We start from the raw sequence: 15639 nt of genomic DNA on the forward strand, positions 1-15639 counted from the left end.
AAATGTTAAAAAAATCAATATGCCAAAAACGCCAATTACTTGGTGTCTTTGACCGCCGCCAATACGCGCACAAACTTGCCAGGCACTTCGTTGATAGTACGAACGAATTTCTCGGCAGGTGCTTTGAAGGTTGCAAGTAGTTTTGCAAGCGCTTCGTCGCGGGTAGGCAGAGATGCCACTGCATCCAGTTTTTCTGGACCAAGCAGACCACTACCAATTGAAAGTGCAGTAACTTTCAGCTTCTCGTTGGTTTTACCGAAGTCTTTGAAAAGACGTGCTGCACCGCCAGGTGCATCGATAGAGAAACCATAGATAAGCGGGCCAGTTAAGGCGCTTTCTAAATCTGAAAATTTGCTATCTGCTAACGCACGTTTTGCCAGAGTATTACGTACAACCTTCAGGTATACGCCTTGCTCACGGGCTTTAACGCGCAGGTCAGTCAGATCTGCAACTTCCATCCCACGGTATTCAGCAACGGCTACGGATAGAGCGCGAGATGCAACTTCGGAAACCTCTGCTACGATCTCTTTTTTTGCTGCTAAACCTAGTGCCACTGAGTTCACCTCTTAAAATCTGATTAAGCACAACAACTACCTAATCAGGGTTCACAGATTGATGACTCCACCAATTGAAGTCACCGCTCTACGGTGTTTTTTACCCCAGAGAGTCTGAGTTCAAACCACCGTCTGCGCAGGCTGGTCGATTAAGTAACGCATTAAACGTAAAAGTTCTCTTACCTCTTTTACTGCGTTACGCCTGCGGTCTAGGACGGGAGCCAGAATTCGCTTTGCGAAATAATGGCTCCAACCCAAAACCGAAGAGAATGCCGGTTCAATAAACCAGCAAGGGGCATTACTGACCTACGGTCGCCTTATCAACAGAAACGCCGGCGCCCATAGTGGTGCTCAGACTAACTTTCTTGATGTAAGTACCTTTAGCAGAAGAAGGCTTAGCTTTCTTCAGAGCTTCCAGTAATGCTTCTAAGTTTTCCTGGATTTGATTTGCTTCAAAAGCAATCTTACCAATGCTGGCGTGGATGATACCGTTCTTATCATTACGGTAGCGAACCTGACCGGCTTTAGCATTTTTAACTGCAGTAGCTACGTCTGGCGTTACAGTGCCAGTTTTAGGGTTAGGCATCAGGCCACGTGGACCTAATATTTGACCTAACTGACCAACAACGCGCATTGCGTCCGGGCTGGCCACTACTACGTCAAAGTTCATTTCGCCTTTCTTAACCTGGTCAGCCAGGTCGTCCATACCAACGATGTCGGCACCGGCTTCTTTCGCCGCTTCAGCGTTTGCGCCTTGAGTAAATACCGCTACGCGAACATCTTTACCAGTGCCGTTTGGCAGTACGGTTGCACCACGCACGTTTTGGTCAGATTTTTTAGCGTCGATACCCAGATTAATAGCAACGTCTACGCTTTCTGCAAAGTTGGCAGTAGCCAGTTCTTTTAACAGAGCAACTGCTTCAGCAATATCGTACTCTTTGGTTGCATCAACCTTGTCACGGATTAAACGTGCGCGTTTAGTTAATTTAGCCATTCGATTAACCCTCTACCTTCAAGCCCATTGAGCGAGCAGAACCCGCAATTGTACGTACTGCAGCGTCCAGGTCAGCAGCTGTCAGATCCGGCTCTTTAGTTTTGGCAATTTCTTCCAGTTGAGCACGGGTAACAGTACCCACTTTTTCGGTGTTTGGACGGCCAGAACCACTCTTGATACCAGCCGCTTTTTTCAGCAGGTAAGAAGCAGGAGGCGTTTTGGTTTCGAATGTGAAAGAGCGATCTTCGTACACAGTAATTTCTACTGGTACTGGCGCGCCTTTTTCAAGACTTTCGGTTTTTGCGTTGAAAGCCTTACAGAATTCCATGATGTTTACACCATGTTGACCAAGTGCTGGACCAACTGGTGGAGACGGGTTAGCAGCACCGGCTGCAACCTGAAGCTTAATTAAGCCTGTTACTTTTTTAGCCATTTTAAATGCTCTCGTTGTTGGGTATAACGCCTCGCAAATGTCGAGATTATTTGCTCAATCGGCTTCCCGGTTCCAATAAAAGGGGCGCGAATTATAGGCTAACAATTAGCCTGATGCAACCTCTTATGTAAATTAGTTTTAATCGGCTTATACAAAGCAAAAAGCCTTACTGCCATATGGCAATAAGGCTTTAATTTTATTGTGTAAAAATTAACCTTTTTCGACCTGACTGAATTCCAGTTCGACCGGTGTAGAGCGACCAAAAATAAGTACCGACACTTTTACGCGGCTTTTTTCGTAGTCGACTTCCTCTACCACACCATTGAAATCGGCAAATGGGCCATCGATAACGCGTACCACTTCGCCTGGCTCGAACAATGTTTTCGGCTTCGGCTTATCAACTGACTCTTCCAGACGGTTAAGAATAGCATCGGCTTCACGCTGAGAAATCGGCATTGGACGGTCTGACGTACCACCAATAAAACCCAGTACCCGCGGCACACTTTTCACTAAGTGCCATGAGTCTTCGTTCATTTCCATTTCAACCAAGACGTAACCCGGGTAAAACTTACGCTCGGATTTACGCTTCTGCCCGGCACGCATTTCAACCACTTCTTCGGTAGGTACTAATACCTGGCCGAAATAGTCTTCCATGCCGTGCATTTTGATGTACTCAAGCAGGGTTTTCTTAACACGTGACTCGTACTGAGAATAAGCTTGTACAACGTACCAACGTTTCTTTGGTTTGTTTTCTTCAGTCATGACTTATGCTCCAATACCAGTAATAAATCCAACGACCCAAACCAGAATCCCGTCAAGGCCCCAAAGAATAAGTGCAGCAATAACGACTGCAACAAGCACGATAAGGGTTGTCTGGTTCAATTCCTGACGCGATGGCCATACTACTTTGCGTACTTCCATACGTGAGTCTTTAGCAAATGTCAGAAATGCGCTGCCTTTTGCCGTGGTTGCAGCAATAAAGCCCGCGATCGCTACACCGGCAACAGCGCCAATGGCGCGGTATAATACTGACAACTCACCATACACATAGTTGGCTGTAATCACACCTGCCAACAAGGCAAATACGATCAACCACTTTAGTAAGTCCATTGGATTGGATTGACTTTCCGTTTTTTCGCTCATTTCACGACCCTAGCAATACGGCACATTTCAGTTACCCGCAGAAAAAATTCTCACACGCGCAACCAGATTAATCTGGCAGGGGTGGAGGGACTCGAACCCCCAACCATCGGTTTTGGAGACCGCTGTTCTACCAATTCGAACTACACCCCTATACTCTTCATTTAAAGAGTAATAACCAGCCTTATGGCTGATTTTACTTACACTCACCTTGTGAAGTTTTGTCGTCTTTTTAGTGAAAAAGTGCGGCTTCGCAAGGGAGGGACGCGTATTATACTCAACACGCATTGAGATACAAGCGCTTTATTACCATCACTGTATGCTCACTTACCGGGTAAAGATGTGATGCTGTGTGGCCGTAAAATAATCGCGGAATATCTGGTTTACAGGGTTGTTTTCAGTCGCCCCGGCAATTCCCAAACAGGGATACAGTGAAATAATGGCTGATGACATCTGCGCTACAGACATTGCTGCAATACGATGAATGTCTGCGATTTGTTGTTCGCTTAGCGCTTGCCTGCCCTTTACCAATGCCGAACAATGCCTCGCCTGTACCTCCACGTCCGCGTTGGCTTTTGCTACTACTGCCTGCAAGGCGGTTCGTTGTGCCACCTTACTGTCAGCCGTCACATCAAGTAAGTGCTCTGCCATACCAATATAGTTAACCCATAATGTAAGGTCGGCAAACACACTGAAATTGAGACGGTAAAGAGGCTGGGGGAGGTACACCTTTTCGTATTGAAAAGTTTGCAGTGGTGATGCCATTAGGTTTTCTGCAATAAAGCTATGTGTTGCGGTTGCTTGAAGGCCCATGGTTTGCCAGTCATTAACCACTTTCACCTGTTCGGCGGGCACCACAAAAGACCGGAAAACCGGTGTGCCGTCGGCATACTCAAGTGCCCTGCCATGTTGGTGAAGCTGCGCATTCAGGGTAAAGTGGGTGAGATAAGGTGCTCCGGTAGCATAACGCCAGTGGCCGTTTAACTGATAGCCCTCACGGGTTTCAACCGCGGTGCCAAAAATGCCGCCACTGCCGCCCATGATAACCGGCTGATGGTTAAAAACAGACTTGGCATAATCCGGTTGTAAGTTGCCAATAAAAAAATTAGCCCCTGCACACAAAGTGACCGTCCAGCCCAGACTGCCGTCTATTCTGGCTAAAGATTGCAGGGTTCTGAGACCGTCTAGCAAGTCAGCCTCGAGCCCGCCGCAGTCACGTGGCACCCATAAATTCCACAAATTATTTCCGGCTATCCAATTAAGCGTAGCGGCAGACAGTTGGTTATTTTCTTCGATGTCAGGTGGAGCTGATAAATGCATAGCGTTATAAAGATCCAGGTGAGTCATTGCGTGCCATTATTATAGAGGCTCATGGAAAAATCACGTCCCCTCATCCCCAATATTGCAACGCCAATATCGGGACTCTCTTGCAGGATATCGTAGCGTTAAAAAGTACATCATCAAAAAGGCTGTTTTGGATGAGGCAGCCTTTTGAGCGGGACCAGGATAAATGCTTTGCCCTCTCCGGGACAGGTGATTTTCAGGTCTGAATAAGCACGCAAGCGTGCTTATTCGAGACCGAGAAATCCACCTGTCTGGTGAGCCCATAACTTGGCGTAGATGCCACCTTTTTCCAGCAGTTCCTGATGGGTGCCCTGCTCTACGATTTCGCCATTATCCAGTACCAGCAAGCGGTCCATTTGCGCAATGGTGGATAAACGGTGAGCGATGGCCAGTACGGTTTTATTTTCCATTACCTTATTCAGGCACTCCTGAATGGCCGATTCCACTTCTGAGTCGAGCGCTGAAGTAGCTTCATCGAGGATGAGTACCGGCGCATCTTTCAGTAACACACGGGCAATCGCAATCCGCTGACGTTGACCACCGGACAGTTTTACGCCGCGCTCACCTACCTGGGCATCGAAACCGGTGCGACCATCTTTGTCGGATAACTGCTGGATAAATTCAAAGGCTTCGGCTTGCTCCGCCGCTTTTATCATTGCGGCGTCATCGGCATCATTACGGCCGTAGATAATATTATCCCGTACCGAGCGGTGCATTAAAGAGGTATCCTGGGTCACCATACTGATTTGCGCCCGTAACGACTCCTGATCGACCTGACTAATATCCTGTCCGTCAATTAATATCTGGCCTTCGGTGGTATCGTAAAAGCGCAACAGCAGATTCACCAGAGTCGACTTACCCGCTCCGGAGCGCCCTACCAGTCCCACTTTTTCACCCGGTTTAATGTTTAAGTCCAGGTTTTTAAATACCGGCACCGGTTGCTCATTAGCACCGGGATAACTAAAACTCATATTCTTGAAGTGAATTTGCCCGCCACTAACGTTTAGCGCAGGGGCCTTATCCACATTCTTCACTGCAATGGGCTGGGCCAGGGTGTTAATACCATCCTGCACGGTGCCTAAATTTTCAAACAATGAAGCCACTTCCCACATTACCCAGTGCGACATGCCGTTTAAGCGCAAACATAAACTCACAGCCAGGGCAATTTCACCGGGTGTCACAATTTGTTGTAACCACAAGTACACCGACAGCGCGCCCACACTGAAGATCAGTAATGCATTACTCAGCTCAACGCAAAACTCAAGAATCGTCACCAGGCGCATTTGTGGATACACGGTATGCAGGAACTTATCCATACTTTCCTGAGCATAGCTGGCTTCACGCTGGCTATGGGAGAACAGCTTCACTGTGGAAATGTTAGTGTAACTGTCTACAATACGGCCGGTCATTAGCGAGCGGGCATCGGCCTGATACTGAGACACTTTTTTTAACTTGGGCACAAGTACCCGTAAAATCCCAATATAAACTCCGAGCCACACAATCAATGGCAAGGCCAGCCGCCAGTCAGCGGTAAAAATCAGTACCACCATAGCGATAAAATAAACGCCGATATACACCATTAAATCGAGCAGCTTCATCACCGTTTCCCGCACCGACAGGGCGGTTTGCATTACCTTGGTGGCCACGCGTCCGGCAAATTCGTTGTGGAAAAAAGATAAGCTCTGGCCAAGCAGATAACGGTGGGCCTGCCAGCGAATACGCATGGGGTAGTTCCCCAGCAGCGACTGGCGGGAAAATAGCGAGCGCAGTAGAATAAACCCCGGAATGAGCACTACCACAACGATCCCCATCAGCATAAGCGTGCTGCTTTCCTGTTCCACAAAAGTGGCGCGATCTCGTTCGGCAAACCAGTCCACCAGCTTGCCCATAAAACCAAATAAAGTAACTTCAAGTATCGCCACAATGGCGCTGAGTAATGAAACCGTGAGCAATACTGCCCACATACCCTTGGTATAATGCTTACAAAAAGCCACCATACCGCTTGGTGGCTGCGTGGGAGATTCGGATGGAAACGGGTTGGTTAATCGCTCAAAAAAAGAAAACATCAGGCCTTTTGCTTATTGTCAGGTGTCGCTGAACCCCAGTTTGCTGAGGATAGCTTCGACATTGTCATGGTGTTTGGTTTGCCATTCATCAAGGGTCATACTGCTGTCTTTGTCGGCGCGTTTTTTAGCAATATCAAAGGCGTCAGCAGCAGCGGATTGTGGGACGACGGCAATACCCTCTTCGTCGGCGACAATGATATCACCGGGATGCACTGTCACACCACCACAGTTGATCGGTTGGTTGAGTGGGTCGACGCATTTCTTTGCACCGGGTTTGGGGAGCACGCCGCGGGCAAACACCGGAAAGCCCATCTCCCGTACCTCGGCTAAATCTCTGATCACACCATCGACCACAAAACCAGCTATGCCCCGGCGTTGGGCAATCGCACACACGTTACCGCCGGATACCGCAAATTGATCGTCTGCTTCCACTACAATGATATCGCCCGGGTTAGCCCGGTAAATGGCTGCGTGTAACATCAGGTGATCGCCCGGCTGACACTTTACGGTAAACGCAGGGCCCGAAATGTTAGGCACCGGTTGCCACAATGAATGAATTGCATAATCCATAAATTGCTCGCGCGGCAGTGCGTCGGCATACTCGCATGTTGAGACAGATGAAAAGTCAATGGTCATTACGTTCTCCCCGATGAAATAACAGATTAAAGAATCACCACTATATCAACCCTGCACCAATTGAGGAGTAGTTGACGTGTATTTTCATTATCACTGTCTGTGTTATCTTGGACTTAAAAAACGATTACCCCAGCCCATGAACCTGTTTGATTATCACCAGTTGGCCGCGCTGCTTTATTCAACTTTGTTGTTGCTTTGTACCGTCTCCTCAAAGCGAACTCTCCGCTACGGTATACCATTGGTGGCCGTGTGGTTATCGTTGAGTTTTGCCGGCAGCCTGCTGTTTGCCTTGCAGGCCGTTGCCTATATCGGGCTGACTTATCTACTTCATCAACAACGACTGCCAGGGCGGTGGTTGATGACGATAACCTGGGTACTGTGGGTTGCGTTAAGCGTTGGATTACTCACTCACCTGCTGCCGGGTTACCAGGGACTTCCATTAACCGACACCACACAGGTAAAAGCCAACAGTCTGGCTGCCAGCGTTTATCTGAATACCGACAAGGTACTTATCGCCTGGGCGTTACTACAATGGATACCGGTATGGAAAAAAAATACCCGCGTTTCCTCCACAGTGCCGGGGTGGTTTTCGCTGGTATTGCCATTGCTGGCGATACCGCTAATCATGCTGCTTGCAGTTCAGCTTGGCTTACTTAGATGGCAGCCGCAACTTTCCGGACTGTTGATTATTATCGTGGTATCCAATCTGCTTAATACCTGTTTTACTGAAGAATTACTGTTTCGTGGTGGACTGCAACATTACCTGCAAGAAAAACTGGGGATGTTTGGCGGGTTGGTGATTGCCAGTGGTTTGTTTGGTCTCGCACATTTTGCCGGTGGCGGCTGGTATATGCTGCTGGCCACATTGGCCGGACTGCTTTACGGCCTGGTATATCTGTTAAGCGGACGGCTGATGTGGGCAGTACTTTGTCACTGGGGACTCAATACCACCCACATGCTGTTGTTTACCTGGCCTGTGGCTCAGGCCTGACAATCATTTCTTTTATTCAGGGCGGACCGCGGTAACTTCAATTTCTACCAGATAGTTGGGGTTAGCCAGGCCGGCCACCTGAAAAGCCGAACGAGAAGGCAGGTTAGGTTGTTCTTCGGTTCCGAAAAACTGTTTATAGCCGCGCATAAACCCGGCGAAATCCATCTTACCGTCCATCGCCGGGTCACCTACTAAAAAGACCTGCATTTTCATTACATCGCCCATGGTCAGCCCCAGGCTCTTTAAGTTTTCGTCAATTCGGTTGAGCACGCTGACGGTTTGCATTTCGGTATCACCGTAGGCTTCCATACTGCCCTTGGGCGCATCAGGATTACTCACGCCGGGCACTGAACCGCTTAAAAAAACAATGGTGCTGGTAGCTGGCACTTCTGAAGCGCGCAGGATTGGAAAGTCTGAGCCAATCAAGCCATGGCGGATGACGGTTTCTTTGGCCGGTGAAGTTGCTTCAGCGTCATTACATCCGGTCGTGGCAATTACCGTGCTTAACAGCAGTGGGGCAAGGAATAATTTTTTCATGTTGTGTTCCTGTGTTCTGGTTAGTGTTTATCTTTTTGCAATGGTTTTAACGTCGTCGGCGTCAACCACGTCGGTAAAGTGATTACCAAAATGGCTACGGGTGTAATTCACCACTTCGGCGATTTGTTTATCAGACAGGTATTGCTTGAGCGGCGGCATCCCGCCCATGCCGTTGCTGACCATATAAACCACATAGGCACCCGCCGCCAGTTTGGGGTTCTTAGCCAATGCCGGATACCTGCCGGCGCCTTGCGCGCCTTCGGCGTTGGTCATATGACAGCCCTGGCAAATGGCATGATAAAGCGCTTCGCCGGTCACTTCCTCGAAGTTAGCGCCTTCAGAAAACCCGGCATCATCGGTGGCATGCAAGCAAGTACTTACAAACAGCATAGATCCGGCCAATAAATATTTTTTCATCTTATTCATGGATGCATCCTCGGTTAATTAAGCCACCGTGCTCAGGGCTTTGTGATGGAGTCGTTTAATCGCGTCGTGGGCCGATGAAATTGCGCCTTCCTGCCAGGCAGGTAAGTTGGAGGCATGTTCTCCTGCCAGCACAAGACGGCCGTCTACCTGACAAAGATTCTCGTAATGCTCTGCCCGCTTTTCTTCTGTCCATAAGCCAAAACAGCCTTGTGTCCAAGGCACCCGATGCCAGCCCACAGAAATACCATTGTCGAACTCTTCGGCATACTGAGGATGAATTTGTTTGCCATATTCCACGGCTTTCTTCACTCGTTCAGCAGGTGGCAATGAGGTAAATTCAAAGGCATTCGCTCCCCACACATAACCGCCCAATAATACACCCTTGCCTTTATCGCAAAATTTGGTGCTGGGATAACTGATATTGGTAATAGGTAAGTTGGTGTAGCTCACACCACCGTAAATGGCTTCGTCCTGTTCCCAGAAGCGACGCTTAAATTCCAGACCAACTTTTACCGAAGCAGCATAAGGTACGGAACGTATAGCAGCGCGCATTCCGCTACTTGCCTGAACGGGGATCTGACTTAAGATAGACAAAGGGATTGTACACACACACCAATCGGCCTGAGCGGATTTAGCCTCGCCGTTCTGCTCGAAGTTAACCGTAACGCCGCTGTCGCTCTGGTCAATTTTGGTCACTTTGGCACTGTATTCAATAAGATCGCCCACGCGCTTTTCAAACGCTTTGGCAATATTATCCATGCCGCCAACCGGCTGAAAAATACTACTTTGAAACTCAATATCCTGACCGTTGACGATGTACTTCCATAGTTCAGATTGTATTAGTGTACTTTGATCAAACGGTTCACTGGGTTCTGGCTTCGGTGATAACCCGCCACCCGGCGGGATGGCAAAACCGCGACGCAAACTGACTTCATGGGATTTTTTATAATCCCCTTTAGCATCCAGTGCTCCCCAGTGACGCAGAGATTCAAAAAGCTTTTCCCGATCTTCTAGTGTCAGCGCTTCATCCAACGCATTTTGATTTAATGCCTTACCCAGTAGTTCGGCGGCATAACCCTGATAGTCAGCCTGAACTTCACGATAGCGCTGCGGTTTACCATCAAAAGCCTTGGTGGAATGCACCAACGCGTTATAGTTCACCTGAATGAATGGCTCGATAGCAATATTGAATTCATTAATATAAGACATTACATGATGGTGGTGATAGGGCACTCGCCAGGGGCCAGGATTGATATAATTTCCCTCGGCAAACTGACATTGCTGAGTCACGCCGCCCAATTCGGTATAGGTATCACCGCCACGTAGCGTCCAACACCGCCCGCCAGCACGGGCATTAAACTCAAGAATCTTTACTTTGTAACCCGCCTTTCTTAATTCATAGGCAGATGCCATGCCTGCAAGCCCGGCGCCCAGTACCAAGACCGTTGCACCTTTTTTGGCCCCGCTCAAATTTAGCTTACCTGGATGTGAAGACTCTGCCGCAAAGCCCAAGGAAGTCATGGCCTGATACATTGCACTGGCGCCAGCCGTTTTGCCTATCCAGCCCAACAATGCCCGGCGGCTCATAGCGTGATTATTCAACGAAAACACCCCTCGTATAAATGTAAAAACTGATGGTTGCACAGATAATGCACTGCCAATGCCAGCTTGTTCACAGACAGGGTTAACGTTATATAATATACGATTAATAACTAATAGTAGGCTATAAAGGGGACTTTACGCACAAATCGAATACAAATCACCCAACAGTTAAGCTAAAATATGTACCAATATGATGCAGAGTAATGCACCTATTAGGCACAGGGTTATTCTTCTTCCCGGCGGGGAATGGCTACATACTCTTTTACACTTATTCACACAGAACGGATAGCACCGCGGCGGTTATTGGTTAAACTATCGCCGCTTAAACCTAACTCGTCACAAAAAAGGAATTGACGTGATGTTACCTAAGTTATTGTTACTTTTATGTTGTCTGATAAGCGGCTGCGCTCAGGCAACCGTTAAAAGCTCGTCAATGAAAGATTGTTTCCGCGGCCCGTTCAGCAGCTACGAAACCTGGAAAAAGACCCTCGCCAGTAAAAAGCCAAACTTTAACGAAAAAGCATTCAAATGGGCTTTCCCCGAAGAAAAATACAGCCGAATCAGACAAGTGCTGGACTGCTATGATTTTACCTATGAAGTGGATGGGCTCACCGTTGAGGGCTATTACCTCGCGCCCAAAGAGCGCCAGACGAAGTTACCTGCGGTAATTTATAATCGCGGCGGTAATGCTGAATTTGGTTATGTTATATTCGCCAAGAAATTACTGCTTCAGGCAGAGCTTGCCCAGGCGGGGTATGTGGTAATTGGCAGCCAGTATCGCGGCGCCAGCGCACGCTTTATCAAGAATAACGGCGCCGATGTGGATGATGTCACTGCACTGATAGATGTTCTGGCCGAAATTCCGATGGCCGACAGCAGCAGGATCGCCCTGGTTGGCTGGAGCCGGGGGGCGATGCAGTCTTATCTCGCCGCCAAAGTGTTATCCGGAGTAAAAGCTATTGTCGGCATTGCCGGTGTTACCGACCTAGAAAAGGAGCTTAGCTGGCGTCCGAAAATGGAGAACGTATACCGGGGCCGAATTCCCGGCTACGACAACAATAAATCTGCCGCTCTCGCTGCGCGTTCGGTATTAAACTGGCTGGATGAATTACCCAATGCACCGGTATTACTACTCCACGGAAGCGAAGATAAGCGGGTCAATCCGGAACAATCCCGTTTGCTTGCCGCGGCTCTGGATAAAGTGGAGCACAAAAACAAACTGGTTATCTATGAAGGCGACAATCATGGCCTGGTTAACAATCGTCAGGCCATGCAACAGGAAGTTATTGCCTGGCTCGATGAATACATGAAGTAAAACAGGGTTAGTTATGCTCGGCGGTCAGCGCTTTGAGGGCCGCCATCGCCTGCTCAGCATCGGCCTGCGGCACAAAAATATGATCATGATAAAATGCCGCGATGACATTGGAACTAATACCCACCTTGGTCAATGCCTGTGACATAGCGGCCGTTAGGCCTACCGCCTCCAGGCTGGAGTGAATTTCGCAAGTAATGCAGTTAAAAACTGTCTCATACGCAAAGCCTTCGGCGTCGGCCACCGCTTGCAACAATACAAGAGTGACGCCTTCCTTTTCACGGAACATGACCTTGGGATCGAGTCTGACAAACACCTCAGGATCCAGCACTAAGATGCTGACAAATACCCAGGATTCTGGCTGTAGTACCGGATTAAGCCCGTCAAGCAGCGTTTTTAAATCTGTTTCCCCTGTCATAACTTCCCCTTACAGTTTAAACGCTCTAACCCGTTTACCTTTGATTTTACCTTCCCGAAATAGCTTTAATGCGCGTTTCACACTGCGCCGTTTAATTGCCACAAAACTTTCATTGGCCTGTACTTTAATTTTACCAATGTCCTCACCCGGCACATCGGCGTCTTTGGTGAGTGCGCCAAGGATATCTCCAGGTCGCAATTTAGCTTTCTTCCCCTCATTCAGATTCAGGCAAACAAACTCCGGCTCAATGATACGATTGGCATGAAAGCGCAGGCTTTGCGCACCTTTCTTTTTTAAATCCTGTTTGGTATGAATTTCAATTGCCGCCAGGGCCGCGCCTTCACTTTCACTCATCAGGGTGAAAGCCATGCCCGGCTGCTGAGCCCGGCCAGCCCGACCGATACGGTGAATATGCGCATCCGGGTTTTCGCTGACCTCGTAATTCACTACACAATCCACACCGGCAATATCCAGACCTCGGGCCGCAACGTCTGTTGCGACCAGTACATTTAAACAATCACTGGCAAAGCGCATCAGCACCCGGTTACGGTCCACCTGCTCCATATCTCCCTGAATCGCCGCCACCACAAAGCCTTCCTGAGCCAGCATGTCAGCCACTTCCTGGGTGGTTCGTTTGGTTCGACAAAACACCATGGCACTGTTTGGTTGCTCTGTGGTGAGGAGGGCTTTCAAGGCATTAAAGCGCTGCCCTTCATCTACGGTGTATACCAACTCACCCACGTTAGCCCGCTGTTCAGAATCCACTATAATGGATTCCGGATCGCGTAAATAGGCCTGAGCCAAAGCCGTGGTTGCCTCGGTAAACGTGGCAGAAAAGAAGAGGGTTTGCACCGGCCCGCGTAAGCCGGCAAAAATCACCGCCAGATCATCCGTAAAGCCCATATCCAGCATGCGATCGGCCTCGTCGAACACGCGCACTTTTAAGTGTTTAAGCGTGATCCGCTTTTTCTGCACGTGATCCATTACTCGTCCGGGTGTGCCCACTATAATGTGGCAGCCGTGCCGAAGTGAGTTAATTTGCGGCCCCATGGGCTGACCTCCACACAGCGTCAGCACTTTGGCATTTGGCATATCCTTAGCAAGCACGCGACACTGCTCTGCCACCTGTTCGGCTAGCTCCCGAGTGGGGCACAGCACAATGGCCTGCAGGGCATTCTTATTGATATCCAGCTGCTGCAAGCAACCCACCGCAAATGCCAGGGTTTTACCGGATCCGGTTTGCGCCTGAGCCAGCACATCCCGTCCGGCGAGTATGGCCGGCATACTCGCCTGCTGAACAGGACGGGGGGCGGTATAACCCGCACGAGCAATTGCCGAGATAACCTCAGGGCGCAAATTGTAGTCGCTAAACAGTTCGCTCATAAGTACATTAAGCCAGTTTCCAGTTGAGGGTTTGTCCGGCAAAAAACGGTACCATTTCAGTGCCATCGGCCAGGGTTACCCGTTCAGGTACCTGCCAGCTTTCTTTCACCAGGGTAATGGTGCCTTCGTTGCGCGGCAGTCCATAGAAATCCGGACCATTATTGCTGGCAAAGTCTTCAAACTTATCCATAGCGCCCAGTTGCTCAAACACTTCAGCATAAAGTTCAATGGCACTCCACGCGCTGTAGCAACCCGCACAGCCACAGGCATTTTCTTTGCGATGCTTAGCATGCGGCGCGGAGTCCGTACCTAAGAAGAATTTTTTCGAGCCTTCGGCTACCACTTCGCGCAAACGAGCCTGGTGGGTATTACGCTTTAATACCGGTAAACAGTAATTATGCGGCCGAACCCCACCCACCAGCAAATCATTGCGGTTAAGTAATAAGTGTTGCGGCGTAATAGTAGCGCCAACGTTATCACCGTGGGCCAGTACAAAATCGGCCGCGTCCGCCGTGGTGATATGTTCGAAGACCACTTTCAGCGCCGGGAAATCGTTAACGATCTTCACCATGTACTCGTCGATAAATACTTTTTCACGGTCAAAGATATCCACATGGGATTCGGTCACTTCACCATGCACCAGCAGCAACATACCGTCTTTCTGCATTTGCTCAAACACCGGATACAGCGCGTTAATGCCCTTTACAGCCGCATCAGAGTTGGTGGTTGCACCAGCAGGATAAAGCTTGCAAGCCGTGACCCCGGCCGCTTTAGCATCGGTAATATCCGCGGGGGTGGTTTCGTTAGTCAGATACAGCGTCATTAAGGGCTCAAACTGACTTCCTTCAGGACGCGCTGCCAGGATCCGCTCTTTGTAGGCCATGACGAGCGATGCATTCGTTACCGGCGGCACCAGATTGGGCATGACAATTGCGCGAGCAAAACAGCGGGCCGTCGCCGGAACCGTTTCAGCTAACATTTCATTATCGCGAAAATGGAGGTGCCAGTCGTCTGGCTGGCGGATAGTAATTGACTGCATGGAAGGCCCCGAATAATAAACGCATGGTTAAGATCAGTCGCACATTATAGCAACTTTAACGGTTAATAGTGTAATTGAAGGTAAAACTGTCCTTTTGGCATCTATTGTAAGCATGCCTGCCTCAGTACACTGCTGTCATATTGCTTAAAAGAAGATGAGTTATGGCTGCTATCAATAACCCTAAACACACTACACACCGGCAATTTTTTCTTGCGATTGGCTGTGCGCCCGCCATGATCACATTATTGTTGTTGATTTACACTTGGTTTACTCAAAGAATTTCGGTGTTGGGCAATCCCGCAACTGAGTCTTTCATTCTGTACTTATTACTCGGTCAGTTAATCGAAAACCGCTTGCCGTTGAACGGTAGTAAACCGCCCCAAAACTACCAATAAATACAGTTACTGTTTCGCCTGAAAGTATTCTCCATGCTCAAGCAGCAATTAGGTGCTGCGACGATTTTGGAGAAAAAATGAGAGAACTTACTTTTAATGAAACAGCGACCATTAATGGTGCTGGAGAAGTTAGCGATTATCTGGAAGACCGGGCCCATGATGTAGGCTATGCGATTGGTTATACAGCAGGTTATATCCACAAGAATAGACTAATTGGTAATGGTGTAGTAGACAATGTAGCGTCGTTGACCGCAGGCCAGTAAATAAGGAGAAAACAGATGGATACTTTATCTGAAGAGCACTATGCAAGCGTCAACGGCGATTCAATTACCAGTATGATTATTGCCAGTGCCGGTGTCATTGGCACGT

At 48.8% G+C, this 15639-nt stretch carries 17 protein-coding genes and 1 tRNA gene; 3 read left to right on the top strand and 15 right to left on the bottom strand.

The window, feature by feature from the left end; translation table 11 throughout:
- Positions 1-35: 35 nt before the first annotated feature.
- The 9 genes from rplJ to AC2T0J_RS02735 all read right to left on the bottom strand — a co-directional run bounded on the left by rplJ (position 36) and on the right by AC2T0J_RS02735 (position 7167).
- Positions 36-554, bottom strand: a complete 519-nt coding sequence (gene rplJ, locus AC2T0J_RS02695; protein ID WP_489808650.1) for a 50S ribosomal protein L10 — start codon at positions 552-554, stop codon at positions 36-38.
- 298 nt (positions 555-852) lie between these two features.
- Positions 853-1548, bottom strand: a complete 696-nt coding sequence (gene rplA, locus AC2T0J_RS02700) for a 50S ribosomal protein L1 (protein ID WP_279320563.1) — start codon at positions 1546-1548, stop codon at positions 853-855.
- Between the two features lie 4 nt (positions 1549-1552).
- The gene (rplK, locus tag AC2T0J_RS02705) at positions 1553-1981 is read right to left on the bottom strand and encodes a 50S ribosomal protein L11 (RefSeq protein WP_073316563.1); all 429 of its coding nucleotides are present in this window, start codon (positions 1979-1981) and stop codon (positions 1553-1555) included.
- Between the two features lie 210 nt (positions 1982-2191).
- Positions 2192-2743: a transcription termination/antitermination protein NusG gene (nusG, locus tag AC2T0J_RS02710; RefSeq protein ID WP_489808651.1), complete on the bottom strand. Its 552-nt coding sequence runs from the start codon at positions 2741-2743 to the stop codon at positions 2192-2194.
- A gap of 3 nt (positions 2744-2746) precedes the next feature.
- Positions 2747-3124 carry a preprotein translocase subunit SecE gene (gene secE, locus AC2T0J_RS02715; RefSeq protein ID WP_489808652.1) on the bottom strand — a complete coding sequence of 126 codons (378 nt, stop codon included), beginning with the start codon at positions 3122-3124 and terminating at the stop codon, positions 2747-2749.
- A gap of 73 nt (positions 3125-3197) precedes the next feature.
- A tRNA-Trp gene (locus tag AC2T0J_RS02720) sits at positions 3198-3274 on the bottom strand.
- Positions 3275-3448: 174 nt separating this feature from the next.
- Positions 3449-4441 (bottom strand): acyl-CoA dehydrogenase family protein, encoded by a 993-nt coding sequence (locus tag AC2T0J_RS02725; protein WP_489808653.1) that lies wholly within the window; start codon positions 4439-4441, stop codon positions 3449-3451.
- A gap of 248 nt (positions 4442-4689) precedes the next feature.
- Complete coding sequence (locus AC2T0J_RS02730) at positions 4690-6531, bottom strand: ABC transporter ATP-binding protein (RefSeq protein ID WP_489808654.1); 1842 nt, start codon at positions 6529-6531, stop codon at positions 4690-4692.
- Between the two features lie 18 nt (positions 6532-6549).
- The gene (locus AC2T0J_RS02735; protein WP_489808655.1) at positions 6550-7167 is read right to left on the bottom strand and encodes an RraA family protein; all 618 of its coding nucleotides are present in this window, start codon (positions 7165-7167) and stop codon (positions 6550-6552) included.
- Between the two features lie 76 nt (positions 7168-7243).
- On the opposite strand from AC2T0J_RS02735, the gene AC2T0J_RS02740 reads away from it, so the two are divergent.
- On the top strand, positions 7244-8158 hold the full coding sequence (locus AC2T0J_RS02740; protein WP_489808656.1) for a CPBP family intramembrane glutamic endopeptidase: 915 nt from the start codon (positions 7244-7246) through the stop codon (positions 8156-8158).
- 12 nt (positions 8159-8170) lie between these two features.
- On the opposite strand, the gene AC2T0J_RS02745 is transcribed toward AC2T0J_RS02740, so the two are convergent.
- The 3 genes from AC2T0J_RS02745 to AC2T0J_RS02755 are packed head-to-tail and all read right to left on the bottom strand — an operon-like array spanning position 8171 to position 10723.
- Positions 8171-8695 carry a RidA family protein gene (locus AC2T0J_RS02745; RefSeq protein ID WP_489808657.1) on the bottom strand — a complete coding sequence of 175 codons (525 nt, stop codon included), beginning with the start codon at positions 8693-8695 and terminating at the stop codon, positions 8171-8173.
- Between the two features lie 27 nt (positions 8696-8722).
- Entirely contained in the window at positions 8723-9121 is a 399-nt protein-coding gene (locus AC2T0J_RS02750; RefSeq protein ID WP_489808658.1) for a c-type cytochrome, read from the bottom strand.
- A gap of 18 nt (positions 9122-9139) precedes the next feature.
- Entirely contained in the window at positions 9140-10723 is a 1584-nt protein-coding gene (locus tag AC2T0J_RS02755; RefSeq protein WP_489808659.1) for a flavin monoamine oxidase family protein, read from the bottom strand.
- Between the two features lie 433 nt (positions 10724-11156).
- Here AC2T0J_RS02755 and AC2T0J_RS02760 point away from each other — a divergent pair, with 433 nt between their 5' ends.
- On the top strand, positions 11157-12038 hold the full coding sequence (locus AC2T0J_RS02760; protein ID WP_489808660.1) for an alpha/beta hydrolase family protein: 882 nt from the start codon (positions 11157-11159) through the stop codon (positions 12036-12038).
- Positions 12039-12045: 7 nt separating this feature from the next.
- Here the strand turns inward: AC2T0J_RS02760 and AC2T0J_RS02765 are convergent, their stop codons facing one another.
- From AC2T0J_RS02765 to pyrC, 3 genes are read right to left on the bottom strand one after another with little or no spacing between them, the layout of a single operon-like run.
- Positions 12046-12453, bottom strand: a complete 408-nt coding sequence (locus tag AC2T0J_RS02765; protein WP_489808661.1) for an ACT domain-containing protein — start codon at positions 12451-12453, stop codon at positions 12046-12048.
- A gap of 9 nt (positions 12454-12462) precedes the next feature.
- Positions 12463-13836, bottom strand: coding sequence for an ATP-dependent RNA helicase DbpA (dbpA, locus tag AC2T0J_RS02770; RefSeq protein WP_489808662.1), 1374 nt, complete (start codon positions 13834-13836; stop codon positions 12463-12465).
- Between the two features lie 7 nt (positions 13837-13843).
- Positions 13844-14875 (bottom strand): dihydroorotase, encoded by a 1032-nt coding sequence (gene pyrC, locus AC2T0J_RS02775; protein WP_489808663.1) that lies wholly within the window; start codon positions 14873-14875, stop codon positions 13844-13846.
- A gap of 472 nt (positions 14876-15347) precedes the next feature.
- Between pyrC and AC2T0J_RS02780 the strand changes: the two genes are divergently transcribed.
- Entirely contained in the window at positions 15348-15533 is a 186-nt protein-coding gene (locus AC2T0J_RS02780; protein WP_489808664.1) for a hypothetical protein, read from the top strand.
- Positions 15534-15639: the final 106 nt, after the last annotated feature.

The organism is Alteromonas sp. ISO5 (assembly GCF_058105165.1).